The following is a 25,715-nucleotide window of genomic DNA, read 5'->3' as shown; positions in this document are numbered from 1 at the left end:
TAAAACTATTTTTCAAAGATATAAACTAAAACAGAAAAGCTTCAGATTTCTCTGAAGCTTTCTTAATATTTGTTTGTCTATTATGATTTATTATCCATTAGGATTTAAAATCATATCAATACGTTCAATAGCATCTGCAATATGCATTCTGCTTAATGTGTCTCCTCCACGAGCTGATCTTAATTGGCTACGTAGCGATTTTAATTCAGCTCTTACAACAGCTCTAATATCAGACTGGCTAGTGTTTACTGCAGTTGCTTTCACGTAAGGACTACGTGATCTGCCACTTTGATTTTCCGCAGTCATTAAAAATCCTAATCTATCAATATGAGCACGTTGTAAATTACGTCTGTAGGTGTCAATTTTTCTACCTGTACGTAATTCACTCCAAATACCTTTACGAAGATCGCTCATCATATCAGGTAAAGAATATGCTTTACTATCGTATGTATAAGCTTCGGTTAAACGTTGCATTTTACCTAGGCTCATAATGTTATTAAGGGTTCTTACTTGAATTGCACGAACACGTTCTACAGAACCTGTAAATTCAATACGATCAAATATATCTTTGTTTATCAACCAATCTTGAGTGGTAAATAAGTTGTCTTGAATAAATTGCATCGCCTCTTTTTGAGTCTCCTTTGGTACTGCTGTATAAACTGCTCCAGCTTGATCTGCAGCTTTATAGTTTTCATAAACACCACCAATGTTGTTAGAAACATGTCCCATGTAACGATTAAATTGAGATACAACATGACCATACATTTCTTGTAAATCATCATAGTCTTCACCAGCTTCTGTAGTCCACTCAATTAAGTTAGGTACAATACGCTTTAAGTTTTTAATTCCGTAGCTACTTGCTAACATGGCATCATCGCCTAAATCTTCAGTTTGAGAACTAGGGTCTACTACGTCTCCAGCTTGTTGGTGTCCAAAACGATACATTGGGTCACCAGCATGATCCATAATCCATTTGTTAAGGATTGGTTTTTCTTCTTCGGCAGTTTTTCCTAAAATAGGTCTGTAACCCCAAGAAATAGCGTACTTATCATAAGTTCCAATATCTGGCATTAAAGCAACACCTTCATCTCCTGGTTGTGCCACGTAGTTAAAACGCGCATAATCCATAATTGATGGTGCAGTACCATATTTTTGAGTAAATGCGGCATCACGTAATTTTTCTACAGGATATGCAACACTCGATCCCATATTATGAGGTAAACCTAAGGTGTGACCAACTTCATGAGATGATACGAAACGAATTAAACGTCCCATTACTTCATCTTTAAATTGAGGGCTTTGAGCATCTGGATTGATAGCTGCTGTTTGTACAAAGAACCAACCACGTAGTAAAGACATTACATTATGGTACCAGTTGATATCACTCTCTAAAATTTCACCTGTTCTTGGGTCACTTACGTGTGGTCCATTTGCGTTTGGTATTGGAGATGCTAAATAACGAACTACAGAGTAACGTGCATCCTCAGGGCTCCATTCAGGATCTTCTTCCACAGTTGGAGGATCCATAGCAATAATGGCATCTTTAAATCCTGCAGCTTCAAATGCTACTTGCCAATCTTCAATTCCTTGTTTGATGTATTTTCTCCATTTTACAGGTGTTGCTCTATCAATATAGTAAATGATTTGTTTCTTCGGAACAACTAATTCACCGCGATTAAATGCTGCAATATCTTCATCTTTAACTTCTAATCTCCAACGATCTAAAAACTCTAAAGACTTACTTTTTTGGTCTTCTTGGCCATAATCTGTTGTGCTGCTAGTAAACCAACCTACACGTTCATCAAAATAACGACGCTTCATTGGGTTGTCTGGTAACAAAATCATTGAGTTGTTTATTTCTATAGAAATACTTCCTGTACTTGAGTTAGAAGGTGGACGTCCTGCAGCATAAGTTTTCACATGTCTTGCTTCAATATTTCTAGGGTAACTTTTAATAGTTTCGATAAATGATTTATCACTTTCTAAACGTGTTACTCTGTAAGGTGTTCTTCTAAATTGAGGTAAACCTAGTGACTTTACGTCTTTAGAAAATAAAGGCGTAGCATCAATGACTGTACTTGTAGAGTCTTTACTAAATGCTTTTATAGGAAATGTAAATAATATAGGTTCAAAATTTGAATTTACTACAGCTTCTTTAACAGGAAGTGAGTCTGCTGCAGTCACATTGTATGACACAACACGTGCTATTACTTTCTTCCCTTTTTTCTCCCAACGTAACACTTGTTCGTTTTGCTTTCCGCCACCAAAACCTAATCCGCTAGCAGTTTTAGAAATTCGAGTTACCATTAGCATTTCTCTATTAAAAAGAGAATCTGGAATTTCGTAGTAATATTTATCATCTAACGTATGAACTGTAAATAAACCAATATCGCTTTTTGCATCTTTTGTGATGACTTTGTTATATGGTTTTGGATCATTTTTTCCAGGCTTTTTTGCTGGAGGTTTAGCAGCAGCAGTCGCTGCATTTTTTTTACTTGCTTTTTTTGCTGTTGAGCAAGAAACGGCAACAAAAAATACGGAAACTACAAGGAGTAGTTTGATTGAAAAGTGTTTCAAAGTGGTTGATTTTTTAAATTAGTCTTCTAAAATAAGAAATCCCTTATTGGCACGAAAAGGTTAGGTTGCTTTTAACTTAATATTTAGAAAATCGAAAGCAAGAAAAAAGCCACGTTATCGTGGCTTGTAAATTCTAAATTTATAGTTGATTATTCTAGTGAATTAATGTAATCAATTAATAGATCAACACCTTCGTCATGAACTACGGTTCTGCCAATTAAAGGCATTCCGTATTGTGGTATTGTATTTTGAATTCTAGTTAAAATACTATTACGTCGTTCTGAGATTGAAGATTCAACATATGGTGTTTCATAGCTAAGTCTTAAGGTTGATTCCTCTTCACAAAAACCACCAGGCGTATGACAATGCGCACAATTAATATCCATATAAGCTCTTGCTCGTCTGTCTAAAGATACTGTTGGGTCATCCCATTTAGGTAATAAACTTACACTTGTAGGGTCTGTGAGGCCATCAAGCATGTCATTATCAATTAACTGTTGTATTTGATTTGCCCCATTAAAGTCAAAATTTATAGTTCGCATTTTTGGACCAATAGGAGTCATGTTTCCTGTATTTTGGTGACACGTAAAGCAGTCTGTATTTGAAGGTATTTCGTAATTAATACTATTTGATTCTCCTTCAGCATTAGTCCATGTCACAGGAACAATACTACTATTTGCGTCTAAAGTAGCTTCGGTTTGAGCATCATTCCATTTGTAGTTGCCAGATTCCCAAGAACCATCAATTTTAATAAGAATTCTTGTTTCAATTATTTGTGTACCTTGAGATAAATCGGTTTCGTTTACATTGTAGTAAAAGGTTTTTACAATAATAGAGTTGTTAGGAAAAACTGGTAACCCTTCTCCAGTATAGGTTAATTTTTCACCTGTAGGTAAAACAAAAAATCGTTGTTTAATAGCGTAATCTGTATATAATGTTGAATGTAAATCATATTCAAAACCATAAGGTGTAATTTCTAAATTGTTTAAATCACCTGTAAACAAATTCAATTCTGAAAGTGTAGGCCTAAATTCTGGAATCACAGGAATCGCTAACGTTGTAAATGAGATCACATCTGCATCTGGACTCACATTACTAGCAGAACATACAGCTCTAACATAGACGTCGTAATCTGTATTTGGTAAAAGACCAGTTAATTCTAAAGATGTCGTATTTGATGTTATTGTAGTGCCAGAGCCTATGTTAAAACCTGAATTACCATATTCTAACTCATAAGTAGTGCTTGAATTAGCATTATCTTCCCAAGCTACAAGCGCTGAAGTATCTGTAATCATACTAGAACTAACATTAGTAACAGCAATACAAGGTGTAACAGACGTTGTAAAACTGTAAACCTCTGTGAGCATACTCATGTTGTTTTCAGAACAAATGGTTTGCACATAAACGTCATACGTTGTGTTGCCCAATAATCCTGAAATTGAAATCGATGTGTCTGTTGTAGATATTGTAGTTCCACCACCAAGCGGAAATCCTGTAACACCATATTCTACGGTGTAAGAGCCAACATTACTAGCGTCGTTCCAAGTTAAATTTATCGAAGTATCTGTAACTAAACTTGATGATACATTAGCAACTTCATTACAAGCAGCAATCATGTCGTCATCATCGCTACATGCAAATAAAATGCCTGTAACAAAAAGGAGTAAGCTTATTTTTTTTAACATTTGGGTTGATTTTTCTGATTAATAGCGGAGCGAATGTAATAAAAAACTTTTTTATAAGCCCTATTAAATCGTTATTAGGTAGGATTTTAACCGTAAAAATTTGTGTTTTAATTTTTGAAAATTTTGTTTTCTTTTCTTCGGAAAGTTTAAAAAACAAAAAAAAAGCATATCCTTTTCAAAGATATGCTTTGTACTATTTTTTGAATAAATAGGTTTGTTATGTTTTAAATTTCCGAAGAAAACTTTAGTTTAAACCACTTCTACAAATAAGCCATCATCATTTTTAACCACCTTAGCAACACCTTTGGCTGTTAATCCTTTTATGGATTTGTCCCATTTTTTATTACTTAAGCCAGATTGCGTTTTTAACGTAATTAGGTCAATTGGTGAGTTTGATTTAAGAAGGGTGAAAATAGTTTTCTCTTCTTCACTCATTTCTATTTTCTTCTTTTCAGGACGCATTTGTGGGAAGAATAAGACTTCTTGAATAGATTGATTGTTGGTTAAAAACATGATTAATCTATCCATTCCAATTCCCATTCCAGATGTTGGAGGCATTCCATACTCTAAAGCACGAAGAAAATCGTGGTCAATAAATTCTGTAGCTTCGTCATCACCTTTAGCGGCAAGTTTTAGTTGGTGTTCAAAACGCTCTCGTTGATCAATTGGGTCATTTAACTCACTATATGCGTTGGCGATCTCTTTTCCGCAGACCATCAATTCAAAACGCTCTGTTAATTCAGGATTATCACGATGTTCTTTACATAAAGGACTCATTTCTTTTGGGTAATCTGTAATAAATGTTGGTTGAATGTAATTACCTTCACATTTTTCACCAAAAATTTCATCGATTAACTTTCCTTTACCCATTGTGTCATCAACTTCAATGTGCATGTCTTTGGCTGCTTGACGAATTTCAGCCTCAGTTTTACCTGTAATATCAAAACCAGTAAAGTGTTTGATAGAATCTGCCATTGTCACACGAGCGTAAGGTGCTTTGAAGTTGATTTTATGTTCTCCAAAAGTTGCTTCGGTTGTACCATTAACTGCTGTTGCACAATGTTCTAATAAACGTTCGCAGAAATCCATCATCCAGTTGTAATCTTTATAGGATACATAGATTTCCATGGCAGTAAACTCAGGATTATGAGTTCTATCCATACCTTCATTTCTGAAGTTTTTAGAGAACTCATACACGCCATCAAATCCACCAACGATTAATCGTTTTAGGTATAATTCGTTAGCAATTCTCATGTATAATGGAATGTCTAGGCTATTGTGATGTGTTGTAAAAGGTCTTGCCGCTGCTCCTCCTGGAATTGGCTGTAATATTGGCGTTTCTACTTCAAAATATCCTGCATCATTAAAAAATGAACGCATAGCATTGAAGAGTTTTGTGCGTTTTACAAAAACATCTTTTACGTTAGGGTTTACAACCAAATCTGCATAACGTTGTCTGTAACGCATTTCTGGATCGTTGAATTCATCAAACGTGTTGCCTTCACTATCTGTTTTTGGTAATGGTAGTGGTTTTAAAGCTTTACTTAACAATATAAACCCTTTAACCATTACTGTTTTTTCTCCAACTTTGGTGGTAAATAATTCACCTTCAATACCTATAAAATCTCCAATATCGAGCAATTTTTTATAGACATCGTTGTATTTGCTTTTGTCATCACCAGTACAAATTTCATCTCTGTTAAAATACACTTGTATTCTCCCAGCACTATCTTGTAACTCAGCAAAACTTGCATTACCTTGAATACGACGCGACATTAAACGACCAGCAATTACAACCTTTTTACCATCTTCAAACTCGGTTTTTATCTGTTTTGACGTATGATCTACAGGAAATAAATCTGCAGGATAAGGGTTGATACCTAAGGCTCTTAATTTTGCGAGTTTTTCGCGTCTTACTAATTCTTGTTCTGAAAGCTGCATGCTACATATAATTTTTAATAACCTACCAATGTGATAAGCAGGTGCAAAATTACATTATTTACAATAATTATTACAAATTGCCATGAGGTTTTATCGCACTTATGTTCTCTTTTTAATCGATGGCATTAATTTGTTTTCACAACGTCTAGATTTTTTAGTAAATCTTTGTTATTTGGAAATAGTTGGATCGCTTTTTCTAATACTGCTATGGCTTCAGTACGTTCTCCATAGACACCCAATGTGTTTGCTAAACTCATGTACGTTATTGGCTGATTTGGAAATAATTTTGTGTTTAAATCAAACACTGTTATTGCTTCTTCATGCTGATTAATGGAATACAAAATGCGACCGTAAGTATTTAATTCATACATACTCTCTACTTTATCTTTGAATGATGTTGTTAGCTGTTCTTGTTGTTTTTTTAAACCGTTTAAGCCTTCGTTTTTTAAAATGTTATTGACTTTGGTAACAATTTGGTAATTAGATTTATAGTCGTTGTTGGTAACAATATTAAGCATATCTTTTTCAAAACTTTCAACAGGATGCTCAACAATACGGTTCATTTCTTTTCCGTTTTTCATGAAAATAAATGTAGGTACTCGATGTATATTTAATCCTGCTTCTCTATGGTTAGGACTTTGTTTATACATGTTTGACTTACCGCTTAAAGCAATAACTGTTAATTGCTCTTCTGGAAATTCACAAGCCTCCAAAATTTTATAAAATTTAGGGACTTCTTGCCTGCTATCGCCACACCAAGTACCCATAAATGCTAGAATTTGATAGTCTTTTAAGTTTTTAGCTAAAACGGTTATGGTTTCTTGGTCTAATTTATAGTCTTCATAGTTTTTTCGAAACCATGACATATAATTCTTGCCTTCTAAACCACTTTTGTTAATTTCACCTAGTAAAAATGGTGTGTCTCCATTCGTTGTGATTTCGTAATTGATCGTTTGTGCTTGTGGCTGTAAAACACAAACTAACGTTATAATAATTATTGTAATATTCGTTTTCATGATGATGCTTTTGAGGATGATGAAAGAGTTTATGAGTGAACAGCCTCATGGAGCGAAGTTGAAAAATCTTGTTTATAAAAAATAAAGTATGTCGACTTCGCTCGAAATGAAAATTGGCTGTGTTTTTTGGTTAATTCGCTGCAATGATATTTCCTTTAATTTTAAGAATTTTGTTACCACCTTGAGCATTAGAGGTTACGGTTACGGTTTTAGTAAAACTCCCAAGTCTTTTGGTGTCATACTTAATGTTTAACGCTCCAGATTCTCCAGGAAGTATTGGTGTTTTAGAATACGTTGGCACTGTGCAACCACAACTTGCTTTTACATTTGTGATTAATAGAGGCGCATCACCTGTATTGGTAAATGTAAAAAGCCTAGTGCCATCAGAGTTTTGCGTAATGGTACCATAATCTACCACTTCGGTTTTAAATTTGATAACTGCGACTTTTAAGTTAGAATTTTCAAATTTAGCTGGTGCTGCGTTAAAAAAAGTAAGTGTTAATACAAGTAAGATTGTAATGCTTAATGTACGTTTCATAATAAAATGTTTTAAATGATTAATATGAAAACAAACATCAAACTTATAAGCGTAAAATGTGTAAAATTACGGGTCGAAATGAGTACTAGTACCTAGGTTGATTTTTATAACTACTTAGAAAACAGCGACTTTAGTTCGTCTCTAGAATTTACGTTTAGTTTTTTGTAAACATTATTGACATGCGTTTTTACAGTGCTTACACTTACAAAAAGGGCTTCTGCAATATCTTTATTGGTGTTATCGTCTAGTATTAAGTTTAATACATTTTGTTCTTGCTTGGTGAGTTGTTCTTTGGCTTCGTTTTGTTGTTTAGATGTTTTTCTTTTAGCCGAAATGAGAAGCCACAAATTGAGTAGAGTTGAAGCAATAAGTAGTCCAGCCCATAAATACGACCAGTTGAAGCGCGAGGAATCTTTGGAAGAGAATACAATAAACTTATCTGAAGTTAATTCGGCCTCATATTGTTGTGCATAGCTAGAATTGGGATACTTGCTTTTTAAACGTTGTAATAGTTCATCGTAATATGAGTTCGTTTTTAAATCTTCTAGATAGTAATTATGAAATTGATTTCCACGATCAGACAAAAATGCGTAGATGTATAATTCAGCAAGAGGTTCGTCCATATTTTTACCAAAATCTTGTAAGTTTTTAAACCATTTTTTATTGTTTAAATCTCGGTTTGCTTTACTTCTAAATTCAGAATAGGCAAATTTCATTTCCTCTTTTAGAGAATCGATTTGTATAAAAGCGCTTGTTTTAGGGTTATTAGATTTAATATCACAAAACATTTGGGCATCAAATGATAAGGGAAACGTTATGGAGTCTGTGCGTTTGGCAATGAATAAAATGTCTTTATAATCTGTACAATGACCATCAAAATGGTTGGTGCTTTGGTTGATACTTAGGCAGTTGTCAACGTGTAATTTGTAAATTTTTTGTTGTACATCGAGTTGGTTTTGGTCAAATTTAAAAAAGCCACTGTTGTCACTTTCTACTTTGGTAATGATCTGTTCATCGTTGATGCCATCAATGGTACGATAGTCTTCAATTACCGATAGATAGACTTCGTTTTGCCAACGTTCATTGTCAATATGACCTTGGAAATGGTGTTGTGCAAAAGTTACATTTCCGAAGAAAAAAAGAATAATATATACCAAATATTTCACAGCACTAAACTACTATATTTTCTTGAAATGTAACAATCAAACATAAATGACGTCCTATTATTACATCAATCAAATCAAGCCGAACACGTTTTGGCATCATCAAAATTAGTTTATATGAGTTTTTGGAGAGTTCTTCTCGCTATTATTTGTCCGCCTTTAGCTGTCATTGGTAAAGGTTGTGGTTCTATTTTAATCGTTTTTATTCTTTGGATTTTTGGTTGGGTTCCTGGTGTTATTGCAGCACTGGTAATTCTTAATAATCCTGAGAGATAAAACCGTATCTTTGTGATATTAACCATTAAATATTTTAAAATGAATAGATTTTTTACACTGCTTGCTTGTGCATTAACGATGACTTTAACGAGTTGTCAATTTTCAGAAAACATTTACATTAATGAAGATGGAAGTGGTAGAATGGAATTTTCTATGGATGCCTCAGAAATGATGGAAATGGTAGGTCAAATGGGAGAAGGGAATTCTGAGAATGGCATGGATAAGGCAGTAGATTCAACGATAGTTTTTAAAGATTTTTTAGAGGAGAAAAAAGATAGTATTGCAACTTTGCCTATAGAAGATCAACAAAAAATTAAAGCCTTAGAAGATTTTAAAATGCACATGGTTATGAATCCAGAAACTAAGAAAATGGTTTTTGATTTAAACACAGAATTTAAAGATGCTAATGAGCTACAAGATATGTTTAAAGCAATGAACAGCTTTAGTAATTTACAAGGCACAGGTGGTGCTGAGCAAAATACACCATCAAGTCCGTTTTCTAATATAGGAGAGGGTGGATCTACTGATGTTCAATATTCTTTTGATGGGCATGTTTTTAAGCGATCGGCTAAAATCGTTGATCAAGAATTGCATCAACAAGCTATGGATAGTTTAGGAGAGCAATCTGCAATGATGTTTGGCTCGTCAAAATATAAGATTAACTATCATTTTCCTAGAGCGGTAAAATCGTTCTCTAAAGAAGGTGCAATGTATAGTGAAGATAGAAAAACTGTGACTTTTGAAGTTGGATTTATGGATGTGCTTAAAGATCCTGAATTATTAGATTTTGAAGTGGTTTTAGAAGATAAATAATAAGTAGTAGTATTGAATAAAATAATAAAACTTCAAGATTTAGGGACTAAAGATTTTAAGGATACTTGGGATTACCAAGAGCAAATTTTTAAAGACATTTTAGATACTAAAATTAAAAATAGACGAGAGGATGCTGGATTGGCAACAGATAATCATTTTCTGTTTGTTGAGCATCCTCATGTTTATACTTTAGGTAAAAGTGGTGACATGTCTAATTTGTTGCTTAGCGAAGAGCAACTCACTCAAAAAGGAGCGACATTTTACAAAATAAATAGAGGAGGAGATATTACCTATCATGGACCTGGGCAAATTGTAGGCTATCCCATATTAGATTTAGATAACTTTTTTACAGATATTCATAAATACCTAAGGTTTCTTGAAGAAATGATTATTCTAACCTTAGAGGAATATGGATTAAAAGCCGAACGAAGTCCTGGAGAAACAGGTGTATGGTTAGACGTAGGAACACCATTTGCGCGCAAAATTTGTGCTTTAGGTGTGCGAGCTAGCCGTTGGGTAACAATGCATGGTTTTGCGCTTAATGTGAATGCAGACTTAGGTTATTTTGATAACATCATCCCTTGTGGTATTCGCGGTAAAGCAGTTACATCTTTACATGTAGAATTGGGTGTTAAAAAAGTAAATGAAACCGACGTTAAAGAGAAATTGCTAAAGCATTTTAAGGCGCTTTTTGAAGCTGAGTTTGTATAAGTTTAAGGTCTAGACCCAACTTCTAATTTGTGATGTTTTCTTCGGAAATCGCGTATGGCGAAACAATGAATATTTAACACTGAAGTTGCAATGTTTTCTTGGTTTCTGTGTTTTTTATTTTTTTAAGAGCATTAATATTAGATTCTCACAATGATATATAGACTGAAAAAAACCAACATTAAAATGGGTTTTACATGTTGATTTTTTATATTCGAAAAGGACTTGTTATAAACTTAAATGATTACCCTTCTTCATTAAAAAATACTTTATAAAAGTGCATTTTTTTATCGTCATCATAACCGCGTTCTAGATATTCGGCAGAGGCGTCAGGCGCATCAACATCAAGTTTTATTTGAATGTTGGTGTCGAGTTTTATTTCGGTTTTAATCTTTTGTTTTTGTTTTTTCAACACGACTTCAGACACATCAAATTGGTTTCTTAAAACAATATTGTGGTCACTCTCATAGGTTTTTTTGTAATCTTCAAAAAGCTGTATGGTGTCTTCTTCATCAAAGACTTCTTCTTTAAAAGTTTCAACATTTGCAATCTCATTTTCTTTAAAGAAATCTACGGTTTTAGCTAAGAAGTTGCTTTGTTGTTGTCCGCCAAATTGAGGTTGCATGATGTCTTTTGAAAATTCTCGGCACATTTCGATATAATTCTTAGTATGCTGATTAGAATCGTCAGGATATTTAATGTTTAAGAAACTTTTAATCCAATATTGTGTGTCATAATTGTTATTATCAACACTTAGTACAATTTTACCTTCCGTATCAGCTGCATTTAAAATTAAAACACCTTTATCTACCTTTTTTGTAGCAATACCTTTTTGTGTTATGATATCATAACTGCCGTTTTCTAGATAGGTTTGAAAGAAATGTGCTTTATTTTCTATTTTAAAAATTCCAATAGCATCTGTTTGATAATCTTCATATTGAATATCATGAAACATGCAAATTATAACATCACCTGTTTTTATTTGAGACGAATTAGATTGCTCAAATAAATGGGTGACGATGTGTTTAGAAATGTCTACAAAATCAGAGTCGTCTTGCAATAATTGAGAAGCGTAGCTGTTTATTTCATTTAATTCAACATTGGAGTGATGATTAAACCTATAAGATTCTGCAAGACTCGTAAATGGTCTTAGTAAATAAGGTAGCATTAAGTCGTAGCTTATTTCTTCAAAATCAAGGACTTGTTCAGAAAAAGCATTTTTAGTACTGTTAAATTTATTACCTACTTTATGAAGTATGCATTTAGAAATTGAAGCTTTATTACGTTTAATCATGATCAAAAATTTGAGTCACAATACTACTAAAATTTAAAGTCTTAAAATAGGAAATTAACTAAGAAAACGCTTTCTAGTTGTATATAGAATATAGGGATGATTTGGTGCAACAACCAATTATTGTTTGATAAATTCTACACGTCTGTTTTGTGCTTTTCCTTCAGGTGATGTGTTATCTGCAATAGGTTCGCTTTCTCCTTTTCCTTCGGAAACGAGCCTACTTCCATCAATTTTATATACATTAATAAGGGCTTCTTTTACAGCTTCGGAACGAGATTTTGAAAGCTTTAAATTAGTATCATCATTACCATCAGCATCTGTATGTCCTACAATCATGAGCTTTATGCTCTCATCCTGTAACAACACTTGTGAGATTTGACGAATAATACCGTAAGATTGCGGTTTTATATTTGCAGAACCTGAGTTAAATAAAATACCATTAGTTGAAATTTTACCTTCGCTTAATAATTTACGCCTTAAATCTACACCGCCTTTAGCAACTTTTAAATTACTAATAAATATATGTTCTTTACCGTCTTTGAAATTGGTAATTTGAAACTTAAGATGATCAAGAACGTTTTCTACTTCAATAAGTCTAGGGATGTCAATGTGTTTAATTTCATTTACCCAAAGTCTAAAACGTTTTTTTGTAACAGATATAGAAACGTGTGGCTGATTGAGCACCTCTTTTCTAATGTCTCCTTTTATTGCCGAATTGATATCGCCTTCATCTTTATTAAAAAAGTTTTTTACCCTAAAATCAAATGCTGCATATTGACCAAAAGGTATCGAGACTTCAATATAATGCTCAATACCTCTATTAAATTTGTTGTTGTCACTTAAAATAACACTTAACCTACCAGTAGAAGAGGTTTTGTTGTCTAGACCTTCGGCTAATACATCAAACTCTATAGTGTAATCCTCAGGAAGTTCTATAATATCAGGAATGAGATGAATGTTATAGCCAGATTTGAGTTGCAACCATTTACCTTCAACTTTATTGATTTTAACAACTTCTCCAGATCCATTTGTATTCCATCGCGACGGAAAATCTCCAATAAAATCATTAGCAAAGTCCTCAAAAAACAGGAGTTCATCACCAGCTACAAAATCGAACTTACTGTAAATCTCTAAGTCATCTGATATGTTTTTAGGCGCTTCTATATTGGTATCGTCAGTTGCCTTTTTATCGCTATCGCTTGTGGTATCTTTCTCATCTTTTTGGTTGCTTGCTGTTTCTTGGGTTTTTTTGTCGTCCTCTTCGGGCTTTGTTTTATCACCTAGCAGCAGTGCTTTAGCTGTTTTTATGCTATAGGTAAGTGCTTTTTTTGCTTTATTTATTTGAAGCGTTGCTTTGCCTTGTTTGAGAATTCCAACACCATCTAAATCTGATATAATATCTGGAGCACTATCACTTAAATTAGTCATTTCGGCTAAAGCTTCCTCTAAAACATCAATGTCTTCATCGTCTAGAGGTGTGCCTGCTTGAGCATAACCATCATATTTGTATACCTTTTCATAAAGATCAAAAGATTCTTGAACAAATGTGTCTACACTAGAAATCCCAACTCTACTTTTTGGACGTTTTAGTTTTTTGGTTTGTGAGTACGATTGGAATATAAAACATACCGAAACTAAAACTGTCAATACAATTTTAGATTGAAAAAGTTTATGAAACATGAGGATTAACGTTTGTGAATTGCTGGTTTAAAGTTAGTTAATCCTTATTGGGTGGCAAAAAATGATGTATGGATAGTATGTTTTAGCGTGTGTGTGGTAAAATAATATGGATGTTAATTATCTAATCTCGTAAACAATTATGGCATTATTATCACCTTTAGTTATGACTTCTAGTGATCTGTCTTTATCAATATTTCCGAGTTCTAATTGAGAATTAGCATATACAGGGAAGTTTGCTATGGGTTTAGCTTGGCTATCAAATAGAAATCCTTTTTTAGATTGTAAATCTGTAACTGTAACATAAATTTTATCGTTGATATAAAAGATTTTTGGAGGTGTATAATCTCCAAAATCTAGTTCAATTGTGTTAGATTTTATCATCAGTTTATTATCACTTAATGACACAAATGTTTTGCTCGTGGTTGCAATACTATGGTTGCTATTTAAGTTCAAGTTTTTATGGCGAATAGTACCTTTAGAGTTTACTTGTATTTGTTCTCCATTAGTAGTAGTGGTTGTGAAGTTATTTTGGTATAAGTAAATATCATTTTTAGAAAAATCAATGTGTTCTTTTACTTGATACCTTGGGTTACCTACACGATCTAAAACTTCGAGTTTATTGCCGTGAGCAAATACTATAAAATCTTTAGAACCAATTCTAAAATGCTTAGGTTGAGATGTAATAGTGTTTTTGGCGCTTTTGTACTTAAAACCTTTTACAATATTTCCGTTTTTGTCATACATTAATACAGATTTTCCTTGAGTAATCATTAACCTGTAATTTTTCCTCTTATCATAATCAAAAACTGATACTGGTTGAGTTATATTGTCATTAAACTTAAGCGGAAAGTTGTTTACGTCTTTGCCATTTCTGTCTAATACATACAGTCGATTAGCAGTGTTAAAAACTAATTGTAATCTTCCGTTTTTATAAGTGTCTATCTGTGAAATTTCACCTAGAATTTTACCTTGCAATTGTTTTTTCCAATAGACTTTACCTTGATTAGAGATAAGGTATAAATTATTGTTTACATCTTGCACGACAATATCTTTTTGGTTGTTAGTATGGTTGTTTACTAATTGCGGAGTCGTCAACAGGTCTGCATTGATTGAGATGTTAAATTCTTCGGAAATAGTATGACGCGATCCTTTGTTCTTGTGATTTGAAAAGATGGCAGTTACATGGGCAAAATTTGTATCGTAAGTGTATTGTATTACATTAGAATTATAGTTGCTTATGTTTAACTTTATATCGTCAGTAAAATTAGTGTTTAATATTGTATTTAATTCTGAGTTATTACCATAAATTAAAAGCGAAGATTCATCACTTAGGTTTAATTGTAAATTTTGATACGATGCCGTGTTAGAAAGTACTGCGTCGTTTTGGTAGCTAGAAATAATAGATTTTAGAAAGTCTATATTATCAGAGAATACAATAAAGTCATCAATTGAAATAAAATATGTTGATCCATAAGAGTTTAAGATAAATTTAAAATCAGTTAAAATAGTTGGCTCTTTTTCCGAAGAAAAAATAGAAACATCTCTATAAGTATCGGTAGTTGTCTTTGTGTCAATGTTTTCGAGAGTAGTTGTAGGGTCTATCGATCTAATTAATATGGCGTTATGAGATTTGTTTTTGGCTATGCTAATCTCTATGATATTTTGAAAGCCTAAATTATCGGTTTTTAGAGTGTCTGCGAGTTGATGATTTTGAAGATTTGTTTTTATAGTTTCAAATTGATCAAAAGTTAGACTTGTAAAACTTTGAGTGTCTCTTGGTAAGATTGAGGCTGCTTTGTTTTCTTGCGGAATTGTATTTTTAAATATGTTAATTAAACTTTTAGTGGAATCATGTGCTTTAGTGATGCCATTAAATACAATTGAATTGTAACCAATATCGCCATCAATCATCGTGTAATTCGAGAATTTTTTAGTATTGAGCGTTGAATCTTTAAAGAACTTAGGTGAAAAATGATTAGAATTATGATTTATTAATACAGATACCATTTTGTCTTCATTTGAGGTGTTGAAGATGGTTTCAATTTCAGGTTCGTTTGTATTGTGGATTCGTGAGTTTTTAGTAATATCTAAATTGTTAGAAGCAAATAGGATGCTGTCTATCGTAGTGTAATAAAATGGATGATTATTGAAATATAATTTATTAATCTGCTCTGTGTTAAACGTGGAGTCTAATGTTATGCTCTTAATAGAGTCTAAGGTTAGGTTTTCTTTAGAAAAAGGAATAATGTAGCTAATGTTTAAGCTGTCTTGATTATTTTTAGAAAGTGCAATTAAACTGTGATTTTTATTAATGTCAACTAGAGGCGGGAGAATGTCCTTTAGGTTTTTGATAGCGGTGTAATTGCCTAAAGCCTTTATCAATGGATTATTGTTTAATCCATTTTCTAAACCTTCCGAAGAATTTATTTTAATTAGAATTTCTGTATTATTTGGAACTAATGATAAAGCGCTAATAGATTTGGATTTAGCATTCTCGCAACTAAAAAGCAGCACAAAGCAAAAACCGATAAACCAGATTTTTTTCATTTACAAAGATTTTTACAAATATAAAAAGTTACAAGTCCAAATGATATTGTTCTGGTAATAATCTAAAAGTTTTTCTGTGATATTTAGTGATGCCATATCTTCGTATGGCTTCTCTATGTTCTTTTGTGGGATATCCTTTGTTTTGTTTCCAATTGTACATAGGGTATTCCTTGTCGATGTCTTCCATGTAGGCATCTCTATAGGTTTTGGCTAGAACTGATGCTGCAGCAATGGAAGTATATTTACTATCACCTTTAATAATAGTTTCAAAAGGGATGTCACGATAAGGTTTAAACTTATTGCCATCAACAATGATAAAATCTGGCCGAGTGGAGAGCTGTTGAATAGCGTTGTGCATCGCTAGAATAGAGGCGTTTAATATGTTGATTTTATCTATTTTTGTAGGATAAATGTGTGTGTAGGAAAATGTGACGGCTTCGCACTCAATGATGGGTTTTAAAATGCTTCTTTTTTTTTCTGAAAGGAGCTTAGAGTCATTAAGTAGGTCGTTTTTGAAATTCCTAGGCAAAATAACTGCGGCAGCCGTTACAGGACCAGCTAAGCAACCTCGTCCAGCTTCATCTGTGCCACATTCTAAATTTAGTTTAGAAAAGGATGATTTAAGTCTCAAAATGTTAAAGTTTGAGCAAAGTTAAAATTTTAACGCAACCTATTTACATTTTATGTATCTAATTACTAGTAATCCTAAGGTTTAGCTAAGTAAAATCGCTTTGTGACAATTAATTGCTCGTTAACATTTTTTTAGTATAAATACTTGTTTATTTAATATATTATTAAGATGTTTGCGATAGACTAACTCAAATAATTGTTTTATGAAATTAAAGTTAACATGGTTAATGACGCTATTTATGGCGTTTGTGATGCAACTCTCTTTCGCACAAGAGAAAACGGTCACAGGAACAGTTACATCGGCTACAGACGGACTTCCGTTACCAGGTGTAAGTGTAATAGTAAAAGGAACTTCTCGTGGAGTTCAAACAGATTTTGATGGTAATTACTCTATCAAGGCAAGTACTGGTGAAACATTGGTATTTAGTTTTGTTGGAATGAAGACTTCAGAACAGAAAATTGGTCAAGGTTCAACATTAGATCTTGCCATGGCTGAGGATTTAGCTGAGCTTGAAACTGTTGTTATTACAGGTTATGCTGGAGCAACTAATAGTTCTAAGATTACATCTGCTTTAGCAACTGTTGATGCAGAGTCAATTGAGCAAGTGCCAATTAGTTCTGTGGATCAAATGTTACAAGGTCAAGCTGCAGGTGTAAATGTAAGTACAGGTTCTGGTCAGCCAGGACAGAGTGCTACAATTATTATTCGTGGTAGAAACTCACTAAACGGTGATACTGAGCCTTTATTCATTATTGATGGAGTGCCAGTTGATCAGGATAACTTTCGTAGTTTAAACCAAAATGATATTGCTACAATGTCTGTATTAAAGGATGCTGCAGCAACTGCTATTTATGGAAATAGAGGTGCAGGTGGTGTAATTCTTATTACAACTAAAACAGGTAAAAAAGGATCTGGAGTGAAAGTTCAATACAGGTCATTATTTGGTGTTTCAGAAGTGCCAAACCCTAAGTTTGATGTAATGAATGCGCAGCAGTTTTTGACATTTCAAAGAGATTTATTGCCAGGTACAACACAATATGGTGATGGATTAAATGATGCTGAAATAGCAGCGATAGCAAGACAGTCTAATACAAACTGGGCAGATATTTTCCTACGTCAAGGAAAGACTAGGTCGCATGAAGTTTCTGTAACTACAGGTGGAGAGAATAGTTCTTCATTTACTTCTGTGAATTATTTCAATCAAGAAGGTACTACATTAGGTAGTGAGTTGCAACGTTTTTCTTTTAGAAATAACTTTAATGCAAGTTCTTCAGATAATAAATTGAATTTCTCAACAACTTTAACGGCAAACTACTCTGTGAGTGATTTCGTTGTTGATGCTGTTAGAGGTGCTAATACAGGTGGTCAGTTAGATAACCCGTTTATTGTACCTTACATTGGTTTACCATATTTATCACCTTATAATCCTGATGGTTCTATTAATATCTTTGGTACAGGTCCAAGAGGAGAAGGTGGTTCAGGTGCTTATGATGCTAACGGTAATATTGATTTCAACAATGTTGATGGATTTCAAAACACGCCTTTTATAGCTTTAAATACAGCTGCCCTTGGTACAGATCAAGAAGCAGAAATTAAGATTGTTGGTAGGATTGCAGCAGATTATAACTTCGCTAAGAATTTAACGGCAGGAGTATCTTTCGGTATTGATTATACTAATGAAGAGCGTTTATTTATAAACCCTCCAGGTTCTATTAGAAGTTTTAGAACACCTACAGATGCATCAGAGTTTAAAGGAACGCAATTTGAAAGCTTCTATAGAGATGCTAATTTTATATCTAACGTATTTGTACGTTATGATAATAACATAACTGAAAAGTTAAATTTAAATGCTGCAGTATTTGCTGAGTATAACTATGCTAATACACAAATCGCTAGTTTGCAAGCATTTGGTTTAAATCCTGCATTGCCAACATCTGGAGCTGGGTTTACTGATGGTAATACAACTGAAGGTGATGATGCAGATGAGTATAACTATATACCAAGCGTTGGTTCTAGTGAATCTGAATTAGCATTAGCTTCAGTATTTGCTACTTTAGATTTAGATTATGATAACCGTTTTGGAGTGTCAGCTTCTATTAGAAATGATGCGACATCTCGTTTTATAGAGAATAGAGATGGTGTTTTCTGGTCTGTTTCAGGTAGATGGAATTTAGATAATGAAAGCTTCATGGAAAATGTTGATTGGTTATCTACTTTAAAATTACGTGCTAGTTATGGTGTCGTAGGAAATCAAGGTGTAGGTACGCGTTACCAAGGATTACAGACTGTAATTTCTGGTTCTGGTTACCAATTAGGAAATTCTTACCAATTAGGTACATTGATCGATCCAGCTATTCAGTGGGAGACGTCTAATCAATTCAACCTAGGTTTAAGTTTCGGTTTATGGCAAAACAGATTATCTGGTGAATTAGATGTTTATGATAATTTAACTACAGATTTATTTGCTAACAAACTATTATCGGCAGCAGGTACTGGTTCTACTTCAGTAACTACTAACGTTGCAGATATGAGTAATAAAGGTATTGATTTACAGATTTCTTATGATTTACTAAGAAAATCTGCAACAAATGATTGGAGCATTACGTTAAACGCTAATGGTAACTATAACAAAAATGAAGTAGAGTCTTTACCAGGTGAATTTACTGGGAATACTTTAAGAATTGCTGAAGGGTACTCTGCTAATACTTGGTTTGATGTAAGATGGGCTGGAGTTAATCCTGCAAATGGAGAGCCTCTTTATTTAGATGTAGATGGTAATTTAACAAATGTATATGATCCTAATAATAGAGTGTACTTAGATAAAAACTTTGATCCTACTTATACAGGTGGATTTGGAGCTGATATTAGCTACAAAGGTTTTGCTTTAAACGCCTTATTTTCATTCCAAGCTGATCGCTGGAAGAGAAATAGTTCTTTAGCACTTATTGAAGATTCTTCTTTAGGTTCTAACTTAAATCTATCAACAACTATGTTAGATGCATGGACTACTCCTGGACAAGTTACAGCAATACCAGCTTTATCTTTTGGTGGCTTAAGAGCACAATCTGGTGACAGATATTTAGAAGATGCATCATTCTTGAGATTAAGAAATATTTCATTATCATATAACGTTGATAAGAAAGTATTAGAACAAACAGGTGTGTTTACTGGAATTCGTGTTTTTGTACAAGGTACTAACTTAGTAACTTGGACTAAATTTAGAGGATTTGACCCAGAAGGTACAGTTGCTTCAACTTTCTTTGAATATCCTGTAGCTAGAACTTTTAGTTTAGGATTTGATTTAACTTTTTAAAAATAAAATAGAAATGAAAAAATATTTAGGAATAATAACTTTATCGGTTGCAACACTGTTTACCAGTTGTAGCGATCAATTAGATAGGTTTCCAGTTGATTCACTAGTTGAGGAAACTGCATACAATACCGTAGAAGATCTGCAATTTGGTCTTAACGGAGTTATTGGTAGTTATAGTACGAATTATATTATTGGATTTAATTCAATCTTTACAGATAACACGCAATTAGGTGTTGATAGTGGAGGTCAAGATAGAGCCCTTCATGAGCAAATTTTAAATGCTGATACTGGTGGTTTTAGTTTTGGAGACGCAGGAGTGCTTTGGTTTAACCGTTACAGTGTTATCAACGACATAAACAGGTTGTTCGAAGCGGCAGCAACTATTACACCTAGTGATGATGATTTAGATCAATACAATAACATATTGGCTCAAAACTATGCGTTTAGAGCATTAGCTCACTATGAATTATTGTTGTATTATGGACTTGATTTAACAAGTGATACTGCATTAGGTGTTCCTTATGTAGATTATGTGTCTGAGGACGCTACTCCAGCAAGAAATACTGTAGGAGAGGTGCTTATTGGTGTGCAAAATGATTTAGATCAAGCATTGTCATTATTTCCAGCTGGAACTAACGACATCAATTTTGCGACTCCAGATTTTGTTACTTTTTTAAGAGCGAGAATTGCTTTGGAAACTGGAGATAATGCAGGTGCTATTGCAGCAGTTAATGCATTAATCCCTAATTATCCATTAGCTAATGCAGCTGAGTATTTCGATATGTTTAACGAAGACGCTAGCAAGACTGAAGTTATTTTTAATTATGATAATGTACAAGGTGCAGATTCTGGTATTAATTTTGTTTGGAATTTCTCTGGTCAAGGACCTAAATTTGAAATTTCTAATGAATTATTTAATGCTTACTCACCTGATGATATTAGAAGATCTGTAATTTTAGATCCTGTAAGTGATGTTGCAGAAAATGTCTTAGTTGTTGGTAAATACCCAATTAATGCAGATACTCAGGCTATTAATGATTTTAAGTATATGAGAATTTCAGAGGCTTATTTGATTAGAGCTGAGGCGTATGCTAAAACTACGCAATTTGGACTAGCTGCCGCTGATGTGCTAGCTGTTCAGACTGCAAGACGTGGTTCTCCTCCTCCAGCAATTTCTTATGGTTCTCTTATAGAGGCTATCGAAGGGATTATTGCAGAAAGAAGATTGGAATTAGCATTTGAAGGTCATAGATATACAGACATTAAGCGAGTAAGATCTATAACGGGTGACGGTATTAATAGAGATATATCTATAGATGATTGTGGTGGATCAATTCCTTGTGAGTTACCAGCAACATCTCCTAAATTTATTTTACCATTACCAACAGGAGAACTTAATGGTAATCCAGTTATCAGAGAGCAACAAGCTCCAGGATATTAATTTAAAAAAAAATAAACATGAAAAATATATTTAAATTACTCATTGTATGTCTGTTGTTTACAGCATGTGAGGAAACAGAACCTGTACTTTTTGATGCTGCTGGTGGTCAAACGTTAGCAACATTCAATGTAACAAGTTCAAAATTACCGGTAATCATTGACGATGTAGGTTCAGTGGAAGTTCAAGTGAATATAACAACGCTTTCTAGTGTTGATAGAACTGTTAATATCTCTGTTGATTTAGAAGCGTCAACGGCTAATCCTGAAAATTATTCAGTACCTAGTTCAGTTGTAGTACCTGCGGGACAGCATCTTAATACATTTACTATCTCTGGGGTTGATAACTCGGTAGAAGTAGATCCTGAGACAATTGTTTTAAACATAGATTCTGTTGATTCAGGTATTGTTAATGGAGTTCAACATACGGTTAGTCTTTTTCAATCTTGTCCAGTTCCTGAGACGTATTTGGTAGGTGATTATGTTATCGTTGATAGTAATGGAAATTTTGCTTCTGACGAATTAGTAACTCTTTCTATCCCTGTAGATGACGATGGTGAAGTAATTGACGGTACTGTAAGAATATTTACAACCACGTTCTTACCTGGTAGTACAGTAGAGAGACCAACAACTGTGACATTAAATTTAGTTTGTGGTTCGTTTGCTATAAGTGAAATAGATGAGAATGTGACTTGTACGCAAGACAGTCCATTTGCATTAGATACAGCTGGTGATCAAAATAGTACTTTTAGTAGTAGTTATGATGATGATAGTGTTGGTGATATTCATACAGTGAACTACATAGAAGATTCTTATGGTGATTGTGGTAATCCATCTTTGCAAAACTTTACATTAACTAAACAATAAAATAGCATAATATGAAAAATATTTTAAAAATAACAATGCTCGTATTATTAACATTAGGCTATGGCTGTGATGGTGATGACGACGGTGGAAGATTTAGTAGTGATCCAAATAGTGGATGGATTCAATTTCAAACTGAAACAACTGATATATCTTTAAGTTTTGACGATACTGTATATGGGCTTCCAGTAGTTATGCAGGTTCCTTACAATCTTACTGATTTAAATATTGGTTATGAGTTAGTATCTGTATCTGGTTTAGATGTTAATTCTTTTTATAATCAAAATACCCTAACTGTTCCTGCAAATGAAGGAGGAACTGCTTTGGTAAATGGTTTTCCAACTATTGATTTTGATTTAAGTGCGATAGCTGATATTACTGAACCTATGGTTTTTGATGTGATTTTGACATCTACAGATAGAAATTCTGTAACAGTAGGTATTGATGGTGCTGATAGAATAATATCGAATAGAGTAAGTATTTGTCCTGCAAATGCAACAAACACAAGTAATTTTTTAGGTGATTATGTGTTAACAGTAGTTACTGAAGAAGGACCTTTTGGCCCGCAATTTGAGGATGGTGCTGTTGTAACCTTAGTTGAAGGTGCAAATGGATCATTAAGTAGAAGCTTTCTTATTGATTATTTACCTGGTGTTGGAGCTGGTGATCCTATAACGAATATAGAATTTACATTTACTTCCGAAGGTGTAGCCGTGGCAGAAGAGATTGGTACAGGATTATCTTGTGATGGTGGTGTAAGTGCTTTAGTATTTGGTAATGATACTGAAAATCAAGCCGCGTTACCTTGTGGTGATGATCAAATATTTCTTAATATGTTGGATTTCAAATTTATTGGAGATCCTGATGTTGCAGGAGATGTTAATGGAACAGGAGGTTGTGGTGAACAAGATGTTGCAACTACAATCTTGCTAACCAAAGTATAGATAAAACAATAGTTTTATTTAAACATAAAAAAAGTCACAAATTAATTTTTGTGACTTTTTTATGTTTAATTGTACTTTGCTTCATTAAGTTTAGTTCTATATTTGAAATTTATTATAAGTATGAAAAAAAATATATGTCTTTTTATTTTGTTGCTTAGTGTTTCTGTTCACTTAGCTCAGGTTAAAAATTTGAAAAAGTCTACTCTTATTAAAACTTCCGATAGTACTAGAATTAATAATAGCTATGATAAAAAAGATAAGCCTTCTCAGTCTAATCAAGACGCGACTATTGATCAATACAAAATTATCGATGTTTCTAACAATATAACTCTATTAGATACGTCCTTAACAATTCAAAAAGAATATAAATTTAATTATTTAAGAAAAGATAATTTTGGATTAATACAGTTTGCCAACTTAGGTCAAACTTATAATAGTTTAACAAAAGGTTTTGATAATAATAAGTTGGTTCCATTATTTGGTGCAAGGGCTAGACATTTTAATTATTTTGAAAAGGAAGATATTCACTATTATGAAGTGCCCACACCTTTAACTGAATTGTTTTATAAAACAGCATTTCAACAAGGTCAGTTATTGGATGCATTTTTTACAGTAAACACATCAAAACAATTTAACTTTTCTATTGCATATAAGGGTATGAGATCCTTAGGTAATTACCAACAGGCATTAACTAGTACTGGTAACCTTAGATTTACCTCTAATTTTATATCAAAGAATGAACGATACAAGGCTAAAGCACATATTGTCACACAAGATTTATTAAATCAGGAGAATGGAGGGTTGACCAATGAGGACGTTTTAAATTTTACTTCTGGTGATGAAGATTTTATTGATAGATCAGTTTTCGATCCTAATATGAGTGATGCAGAAAATATTTTAGTGGGTAAAAGGTTTTACCTGAACCATGTATATGATATAATTAAAAATAATGATTCTACAAGTCAATCACTAACTGTCAAAAATATAATTAATTTTGAAGATAAGTATTACCAATTTGACCAAACTAACAGTAATGCATTCTTAGGTGATTCATTTAATCAATCTAACATTCGCGACAAAGTTACTCTTGAAAACTTTGAATCCGAGATTTCTATCAACTACATAGAACCCATTATTGGTGAAATTAGTTTTGGTATAATTTACAATGATATTAATTATGGATATGATAAGGTTACTAATTTAAATGGTAATCAAATACCAAATAGAATCAAAGAGCAAGTTTTAAGTGTAAAAGGGGATTACACAAAACAATATAAAGACTTTACTTTAAATACCGAAATAGGAGTTAATTTAACTGGTCAATTCGATAATCGATTTTTTAAAGCTAATACATTATATAGTATTAATGATGATCTTTATTTAAAAGGAAGTATAGGCTATAATTTATCAGCTCCAAATTATAATATTCTACTTTACCAAAGTGATTACATCAATTATAATTGGAATAATATTCAAAATTTTAAAAATCAACGTAATTCTAATGTCAAGTTTGAATTAAATTCTGAAAAACTTTTCAATATTTGGTTGCAATATGAATCTATTAATGATTATGCATTTTTTTCTGCGGAAAACGATACAGAAATAATAAAGCCTAGTCAGTTGAATCAAACAATTAACCTATTTAAACTACAAGTTAATAAAGAATTTAAATTTGGAAATTTTGCTTTAGATAATTCAATCCTTTATCAGAAGGTCAATGACGATAGTCAGTCACTTAATTTGCCTGACCTGGTCATAAGGAATACTATTTATTATTCAAACCATTTTTTTAAAAATAAAGCTCTGTTTTTGCAAACAGGAATCACTTTCAATTACTTTACTGAATATTATATGGATGGTTACGATCCATTACTAGCAGAATTTTATTCTCAGAATGAAACTAAGCTGGGTGGCTTTCCCAGATTAGACTTTTTTATTAATGCAAAGATTCGACAAACGAGAATATTTTTAAAAGCAGAACATTTTAATTCATCGTTTACGGGATACGATTACTTCTCAGCTCCCAATAATCCTTATAGAGATTTCTCAATTCGATTCGGAATAGTTTGGAATTTCTTTCTTTAATATATTTTATAAAAGTAAATAGTATTGTAACTATTTCATTTATAGTGGTTAATGTGACCTTGGAAAAATACTTCAAAAAAAGGTTCAAAAAGATTAGGATTTGGTCAAGTATAGGTTGTATATTTGCAGCCGCTAAAAACGGTAACGTTTACGGTGATAAGTTCATTAAAATTATAGTGTTTATATTGTTTGGAAATTTTTTT

18 protein-coding genes are annotated in these 25,715 nt (G+C 32.9%); 8 read left to right on the top strand and 10 right to left on the bottom strand.

Annotation, left to right across the window (positions count from 1 at the left end; genetic code table 11):
- Positions 1-90: 90 nt before the first annotated feature.
- The 6 genes from TD29_RS12855 to TD29_RS12830 form a co-directional block, all read right to left on the bottom strand.
- The gene (locus TD29_RS12855) at positions 91-2,577 is read right to left on the bottom strand and encodes a zinc-dependent metalloprotease (RefSeq protein WP_040281156.1); all 2,487 of its coding nucleotides are present in this window, start codon (positions 2,575-2,577) and stop codon (positions 91-93) included.
- Between the two features lie 149 nt (positions 2,578-2,726).
- Positions 2,727-4,262: a fibronectin type III domain-containing protein gene (locus TD29_RS18265; RefSeq protein WP_084203476.1), complete on the bottom strand. Its 1,536-nt coding sequence runs from the start codon at positions 4,260-4,262 to the stop codon at positions 2,727-2,729.
- A gap of 249 nt (positions 4,263-4,511) precedes the next feature.
- Positions 4,512-6,203, bottom strand: coding sequence for a lysine--tRNA ligase (gene lysS, locus TD29_RS12845; protein ID WP_040281155.1), 1,692 nt, complete (start codon positions 6,201-6,203; stop codon positions 4,512-4,514).
- 125 nt (positions 6,204-6,328) lie between these two features.
- Entirely contained in the window at positions 6,329-7,219 is an 891-nt protein-coding gene (locus TD29_RS12840; protein WP_040281154.1) for a thioredoxin family protein, read from the bottom strand.
- Positions 7,220-7,349: 130 nt separating this feature from the next.
- The gene (locus TD29_RS12835) at positions 7,350-7,757 is read right to left on the bottom strand and encodes a DUF1573 domain-containing protein (RefSeq protein WP_040281153.1); all 408 of its coding nucleotides are present in this window, start codon (positions 7,755-7,757) and stop codon (positions 7,350-7,352) included.
- Between the two features lie 110 nt (positions 7,758-7,867).
- On the bottom strand, positions 7,868-8,914 hold the full coding sequence (locus tag TD29_RS12830) for a helix-turn-helix domain-containing protein (protein ID WP_052467110.1): 1,047 nt from the start codon (positions 8,912-8,914) through the stop codon (positions 7,868-7,870).
- A gap of 123 nt (positions 8,915-9,037) precedes the next feature.
- Between TD29_RS12830 and TD29_RS18260 the strand changes: the two genes are divergently transcribed.
- From TD29_RS18260 to lipB, 3 genes are read left to right on the top strand one after another with little or no spacing between them, the layout of a single operon-like run.
- Positions 9,038-9,196, top strand: a complete 159-nt coding sequence (locus TD29_RS18260) for a YqaE/Pmp3 family membrane protein (RefSeq protein ID WP_084203475.1) — start codon at positions 9,038-9,040, stop codon at positions 9,194-9,196.
- Between the two features lie 39 nt (positions 9,197-9,235).
- A complete protein-coding gene (locus TD29_RS12825; RefSeq protein WP_040281152.1) occupies positions 9,236-10,009 on the top strand; it encodes a hypothetical protein in 774 nt (257 codons plus the stop codon).
- Between the two features lie 12 nt (positions 10,010-10,021).
- Positions 10,022-10,720, top strand: coding sequence for a lipoyl(octanoyl) transferase LipB (gene lipB / locus TD29_RS12820; protein WP_040281151.1), 699 nt, complete (start codon positions 10,022-10,024; stop codon positions 10,718-10,720).
- 241 nt (positions 10,721-10,961) lie between these two features.
- Here the strand turns inward: lipB and TD29_RS12815 are convergent, their stop codons facing one another.
- The 4 genes from TD29_RS12815 to TD29_RS12800 form a co-directional block, all read right to left on the bottom strand.
- On the bottom strand, positions 10,962-12,011 hold the full coding sequence (locus TD29_RS12815) for a nucleoid-associated protein (protein ID WP_040281150.1): 1,050 nt from the start codon (positions 12,009-12,011) through the stop codon (positions 10,962-10,964).
- Positions 12,012-12,128: 117 nt separating this feature from the next.
- The gene (locus tag TD29_RS12810; RefSeq protein ID WP_040281149.1) at positions 12,129-13,691 is read right to left on the bottom strand and encodes an OmpA family protein; all 1,563 of its coding nucleotides are present in this window, start codon (positions 13,689-13,691) and stop codon (positions 12,129-12,131) included.
- 117 nt (positions 13,692-13,808) lie between these two features.
- The gene (locus tag TD29_RS12805; RefSeq protein ID WP_040281148.1) at positions 13,809-16,238 is read right to left on the bottom strand and encodes a DUF3352 domain-containing protein; all 2,430 of its coding nucleotides are present in this window, start codon (positions 16,236-16,238) and stop codon (positions 13,809-13,811) included.
- Between the two features lie 28 nt (positions 16,239-16,266).
- Entirely contained in the window at positions 16,267-16,869 is a 603-nt protein-coding gene (locus tag TD29_RS12800; RefSeq protein WP_040281147.1) for a ribonuclease HII, read from the bottom strand.
- Positions 16,870-17,071: 202 nt separating this feature from the next.
- Between TD29_RS12800 and TD29_RS12795 the strand changes: the two genes are divergently transcribed.
- The 5 genes from TD29_RS12795 to TD29_RS12775 all read left to right on the top strand — a co-directional run bounded on the left by TD29_RS12795 (position 17,072) and on the right by TD29_RS12775 (position 25,512).
- Positions 17,072-20,182, top strand: coding sequence for a SusC/RagA family TonB-linked outer membrane protein (locus TD29_RS12795; RefSeq protein ID WP_040281146.1), 3,111 nt, complete (start codon positions 17,072-17,074; stop codon positions 20,180-20,182).
- A gap of 13 nt (positions 20,183-20,195) precedes the next feature.
- Positions 20,196-21,623 carry a RagB/SusD family nutrient uptake outer membrane protein gene (locus TD29_RS12790; RefSeq protein WP_040281145.1) on the top strand — a complete coding sequence of 476 codons (1,428 nt, stop codon included), beginning with the start codon at positions 20,196-20,198 and terminating at the stop codon, positions 21,621-21,623.
- A 17-nt stretch (positions 21,624-21,640) separates the two neighbouring features.
- Positions 21,641-22,486: a putative periplasmic lipoprotein gene (locus tag TD29_RS12785; RefSeq protein ID WP_152611517.1), complete on the top strand. Its 846-nt coding sequence runs from the start codon at positions 21,641-21,643 to the stop codon at positions 22,484-22,486.
- 11 nt (positions 22,487-22,497) lie between these two features.
- On the top strand, positions 22,498-23,427 hold the full coding sequence (locus TD29_RS12780; protein WP_040281143.1) for a hypothetical protein: 930 nt from the start codon (positions 22,498-22,500) through the stop codon (positions 23,425-23,427).
- A 120-nt stretch (positions 23,428-23,547) separates the two neighbouring features.
- Positions 23,548-25,512 carry a putative porin gene (locus tag TD29_RS12775; RefSeq protein ID WP_040281142.1) on the top strand — a complete coding sequence of 655 codons (1,965 nt, stop codon included), beginning with the start codon at positions 23,548-23,550 and terminating at the stop codon, positions 25,510-25,512.
- Positions 25,513-25,715 lie beyond the last annotated feature (203 nt).

Source organism: Psychroserpens damuponensis (genome assembly GCF_000826655.1).
Classification (GTDB): domain Bacteria; phylum Bacteroidota; class Bacteroidia; order Flavobacteriales; family Flavobacteriaceae; genus Psychroserpens; species Psychroserpens damuponensis.
This window is presented reverse-complemented; position numbering and strand designations above follow the sequence as displayed.

Bases quoted from the DNA above. Each gene is read 5' to 3' on its own strand.
- TD29_RS18265 (WP_084203476.1), bottom strand. From the start codon at position 4,262: ATGTTAAAAAAAATAAGCTTACTCCTTTTTGTTACAGGCATTTTATTT.
- lysS (WP_040281155.1), bottom strand. From the start codon at position 6,203: ATGCAGCTTTCAGAACAAGAATTAGTAAGACGCGAAAAACTCGCAAAA.
- TD29_RS12840 (WP_040281154.1), bottom strand. From the start codon at position 7,219: ATGAAAACGAATATTACAATAATTATTATAACGTTAGTTTGTGTTTTA.
- TD29_RS12835 (WP_040281153.1), bottom strand. From the start codon at position 7,757: ATGAAACGTACATTAAGCATTACAATCTTACTTGTATTAACACTTACT.
- TD29_RS18260 (WP_084203475.1), top strand. From the start codon at position 9,038: ATGAGTTTTTGGAGAGTTCTTCTCGCTATTATTTGTCCGCCTTTAGCT.
- TD29_RS12825 (WP_040281152.1), top strand. From the start codon at position 9,236: ATGAATAGATTTTTTACACTGCTTGCTTGTGCATTAACGATGACTTTA.
- TD29_RS12815 (WP_040281150.1), bottom strand. From the start codon at position 12,011: ATGATTAAACGTAATAAAGCTTCAATTTCTAAATGCATACTTCATAAA.
- TD29_RS12810 (WP_040281149.1), bottom strand. From the start codon at position 13,691: ATGTTTCATAAACTTTTTCAATCTAAAATTGTATTGACAGTTTTAGTT.
- TD29_RS12805 (WP_040281148.1), bottom strand. From the start codon at position 16,238: ATGAAAAAAATCTGGTTTATCGGTTTTTGCTTTGTGCTGCTTTTTAGT.
- TD29_RS12795 (WP_040281146.1), top strand. From the start codon at position 17,072: ATGAAATTAAAGTTAACATGGTTAATGACGCTATTTATGGCGTTTGTG.
- TD29_RS12790 (WP_040281145.1), top strand. From the start codon at position 20,196: ATGAAAAAATATTTAGGAATAATAACTTTATCGGTTGCAACACTGTTT.
- TD29_RS12785 (WP_152611517.1), top strand. From the start codon at position 21,641: ATGAAAAATATATTTAAATTACTCATTGTATGTCTGTTGTTTACAGCA.
- TD29_RS12780 (WP_040281143.1), top strand. From the start codon at position 22,498: ATGAAAAATATTTTAAAAATAACAATGCTCGTATTATTAACATTAGGC.
- TD29_RS12775 (WP_040281142.1), top strand. From the start codon at position 23,548: ATGAAAAAAAATATATGTCTTTTTATTTTGTTGCTTAGTGTTTCTGTT.